The sequence below is a fragment of the Candidatus Cryosericum odellii genome (genome assembly GCF_003570935.1).
Taxonomy (GTDB): Bacteria; Caldisericota; Caldisericia; order Cryosericales; family Cryosericaceae; genus Cryosericum; species Cryosericum odellii.
Genome location: NZ_QXIU01000108.1, coordinates 1 through 3,871, shown reverse-complemented (window position 1 = coordinate 3,871; position 3,871 = coordinate 1). Strand labels below are relative to the sequence as shown.

The window sequence follows — 3,871 nt, the reverse complement described above, 5'->3', positions numbered from 1 at the left end:
TCGAGCAGAATCATGGATAAGCTTCAACGATTCCGGCAAACCCGGCGATTCCTTGCAGTCACCATTCTCTTCACGGTGATCTTATTGGGCATCGTGGCTCGCCTTTACTTTCTGCAGGTCGTCAAAGGCACCTATTACGCAGGAGTCGCGGAAGACAACCGCCTGCGCATCATCAGCACAGATGCTCCGCGGGGCGAAATCCGCGACAGGAACGGGGTCATTCTCGCAACCGACGTCCCATCATTCGACATCGTCGTGACGACCTATGACCTCAAGAACTCCGACCAGGAGTTGGGTGTCGTAGCTCAGCTGACAGGCGCGAAGCTTCAGACCCTCAAGGACACAGTCAAGAAAGCCGGCGCCGGGCCCTATACACCTATCACCGTCGTTCGCAACGTCAGCAAGGTCGTTGCATTGAAGCTTGCGGAACAGGAACCAAACCTGCCTGGCATCCAACTCGTCATGTCGACCAAGAGATCCTATCCCCAGGGAACCCTGGCGGCACATGTCCTCGGGTATACAGGTGAAATAGGCGATACTGAGCTCCAGGCGCTGCAAACTAAGGGCTACGTCATGAAGGACACGATCGGCAAGGAAGGCGTCGAACAGCAATACGAGTCGCTGCTGCGGGGCCAGAAGAGTCAGAAACTGATCGAAGTCGACGCCGGCGGTAAGGCCGTGAAGACGCTGCAGGAAAAGCCCGCTGTGCCTGGAAAGAGCATTATCCTGACCATCGATGCCCGTCTGCAGAAAATGTGCGAGGGACTTCTCGGCAACAACCAGGGCGCAGCGATCATCATGGACCCACGCAACGGCGAGCTCCTTGCGCTGGCAAGCGCACCCACGTTTGATCCGAACAAGTTCATCTCCGGGATCTCCAGCCAAGATTGGAAGACATGGTCCGCTAAAGGGTCTCTGTTCGACCGCGCAATTGCAGGTACATTCCCTCCAGCGAGCACGTTCAAGGTCGTCACCGGAACGGCAGGACTGGAAACGCACACCATAACGGACCGGAGCATCATTTACTGTGCTGGAGGGTTGACGGTTGGAGGGCGGCTGTTCAAGTGCTGGATCTGGCCGGGTCGTCATGGCAATGAAGACATCTACAAGGCCTATGCCGACTCCTGCGACGTCTACTTCTTCACCGTTGCCAGCCGGACCGGCATCGAGTCGATGGACACGTACGCCCACAAGTATGGTATTGACAAGCTCACCGGCGTCGACCTTCCTGGCGAAGCGACCGGTTTTGTCCCGACACCGCAATGGAAACTCAGCAAATACAAAGAGCCATGGTACGAAGGAGATACGATGAACATGGGCATCGGCCAGGGGTATGTGCTCGAGACGCCCATACGCAACATCTCCATCTACAGTTCGATCGCGATGAACGGGACCCTTTGGCGCCCTCACCTCCTGAAGGCTTCGGTCGACCCAGTCACCAAAGCAGAGACGCAGACGACGCCAGTCGTTCAGAGCACACTAGGCGTAAGTATGGCCACGTTGACGGACGTGAAGCAGGGACTCTATCTCGTTTCGAAGACCGGAGGGGATGCGCTTATCCAGGTCGGGAACATCAAAATCTGCGCCAAGACCGGCACGGCCGAAACCGGCACGCCGAATCTGTACCATACGTGGATGCTAGCATTTGCACCGATGGACAATCCCCAGGTGGCGATCCTTCTTATGTACGAGAACTCGCCCTACCAGCGCAGTACCAGTATGGCTCCACTCCTTCACGATATGTTGCAGAAGTACTTTGATTTGTACGGAGGGAAAAATGGCAGCAACTAGTCCAACGAGCACCGTCGTGTTCAAGGGGAACCAAACGGAAATCCTGGCGCTCGTCAACCCCAAGGCAAAGTGGAAGGAAGCCGAGCATGTGCTCCTCATCCAGGCAGCCGCCCAGCATCACATCCTTCCTCAACTTAAGCTCCAGGTCGATCTCCAGAACCGGGCATGTGGTCTCAAGACGCTGGCCAAGCTGGAAAAGGATCTGCGGAAAGTCGTGGGCGACAACCTCGGCATAACCAATTACCGCATACGGGAATCGAAGAAGAACGCCCCTCCGTCTGAGACAGCCTTGATCATTGCGCGTGACCTGATCAGAGGCGAAGTCATCCAGACGACGAAGGACGTCGTCGTGGTCGGCTGTGTTCTCGAGGGATCACGCATCGAGACGATGCGTTCATGTTTCGTGTTCGGCGCCATCAGGGGAACCGTCCTGGCCGGCACCCAGGGAATTCAGAACGCGGTCATTACGTGCCTCGAGGTGGCTGGTGGCGCTTCACTTGCCGTCGGCAGCGCGAGCGCCATCCTTCACTTGACCCCAGCAGGCATACGGAGCCATTACTACGTAGTGAGCGCCGTCCAGGGCCGGCTGAATGTTGAAACACGCTTTCTCGAATAGAGATACCCAGTGAAGTCCCATCGCCTGCCGCTGTTCTTCATCATAAGTGTCGTGCTCCTCATCGGGTTCGGCTTGGCGACCTTCTATGTCGCGAGCCTTGCGGAGCGGTATACATTGGGGCACTTCGGGAGTTACTATTCCTATTTCCAGAAGACACTCCTGCTGCTCGGCCTGAGCCTGATCATAGCAGTTATGCTGCAATTCGTGAACTACCGGGTTTTGCGGTATCTCACGATCCCGGCATACGTCATAGGAACGGGGCTGCTTGTAGCAGTGCTGTTCTTCGGGACCGGTGCATACGGGTCCCGACGATGGATCCCTGTCGCAGGGTCATCTGGCCTCCAGCCGAGTGAGATACAGAAACTGGTGATTATTCTCATTGTCGCGTTGATCCTGACGTTGCCCCAGAAAAGGCTCACCGTAGGCCTGAAGATTCTTCTGGTTATTGCTGCGGTCATGCCGTCCATTCTTCTCGTCGAAAAAGAACCGGACCTGGGATCCGCCAGCCTCCTGCTTGGGATATCCGTCATCATGCTGGTCCATTTCCGGCTCACCGGCCGCCAGCTCCTGGTTCTGGGGCTTGTCCTGGCACTTGTAGGAGGCGGTGTGTGGCTTGGCCTCAGGCCGTATCAGCGTACACGGATCGAGACCTTCTTGAATCCACAGGCAGACCCACTCGGCAACGGCTACAATGTCATCCAGTCCATCGTAGCCACTGGATCCGGCGGACTCTGGGGGCGTGGCATCAAAGGAAGTACCCAGGCTCCTCTCTCGTTCGTGCCCGTACAGTATGCCGACTTCGTCTTCTCTCTCGTCGGAGAGTTGTTTGGGTTCGCCGGCTGTGCGCTGCTGGTTCTCCTCTTCGTCATGCTCCTCTGGTCAACGTTCCTCGTCTTTCGATCGCTGACTGACGACTTTGCCCGTTATATCGTCGTGGGTATAGGAGCTATGTGGTTCCTGCAGGCCGCCGTAAACATGGGCATGACCATCGGACTCTCGCCCGTCACCGGCATCCCGCTGCCGTTTATCAGCTATGGCGGATCATCTCTGTTCACACAAGTTATGGCCGCTTCCATTGTCGTCAGCGTCTACCACGTGCGCGACGAATTGAGGTTCTAACATGGACATGCACTCTCTCGAACGTTTCGAAGGCCCTTCGCGATACGCAGGTAACGAGCTCAACGCCGTCCACAAGGACTGGGAGGGTCGTTTTCGCGTCGCACTCAGCTACCCGGACCTCTACGAGGTCGGCATGTCGTCCCACGGCATCCAGATCCTCTATCACCTTCTCAACACCATCGACAACGTCGTTGTAGAACGTGTGTTCGCCCCGTTCCACGATCTCGAGGCATGGCTCAAAGAACACGAGGTGTCCTTGTTTTCTCTCGAAAGCCGCCAGCCGCTGGGCACGTTCGATGTCATTGCCTTCAGCCTCGGTACGGAACTCACTTATACGAACCTGCT

The 3,871-nt window shown here is 56.6% G+C and carries 3 protein-coding genes and 1 pseudogene; all 4 read left to right on the top strand.

The features are described from left to right. The coding region (gene mrdA, locus SMC5_RS04475; protein WP_207799062.1) for a penicillin-binding protein 2 at nt 1–1,791 on the top strand (1,791 nt) is incomplete at its 5' end. Further along, entirely contained in the window at nt 1,778–2,407 is a 630-nt protein-coding gene (locus SMC5_RS04470) for a septum site-determining protein MinC (protein WP_119119763.1), read from the top strand. The genes mrdA and SMC5_RS04470, both read left to right, overlap by 14 nt. Nucleotides 2,408–2,416: 9 nt before the next feature. After that, entirely contained in the window at nt 2,417–3,526 is a 1,110-nt protein-coding gene (locus tag SMC5_RS04465; RefSeq protein WP_119119762.1) for an FtsW/RodA/SpoVE family cell cycle protein, read from the top strand. Between the two features lies 1 nt (nt 3,527). Further along, a pseudogene (locus tag SMC5_RS04460) lies at nt 3,528–3,871 on the top strand (hypothetical protein); the annotation flags it as partial.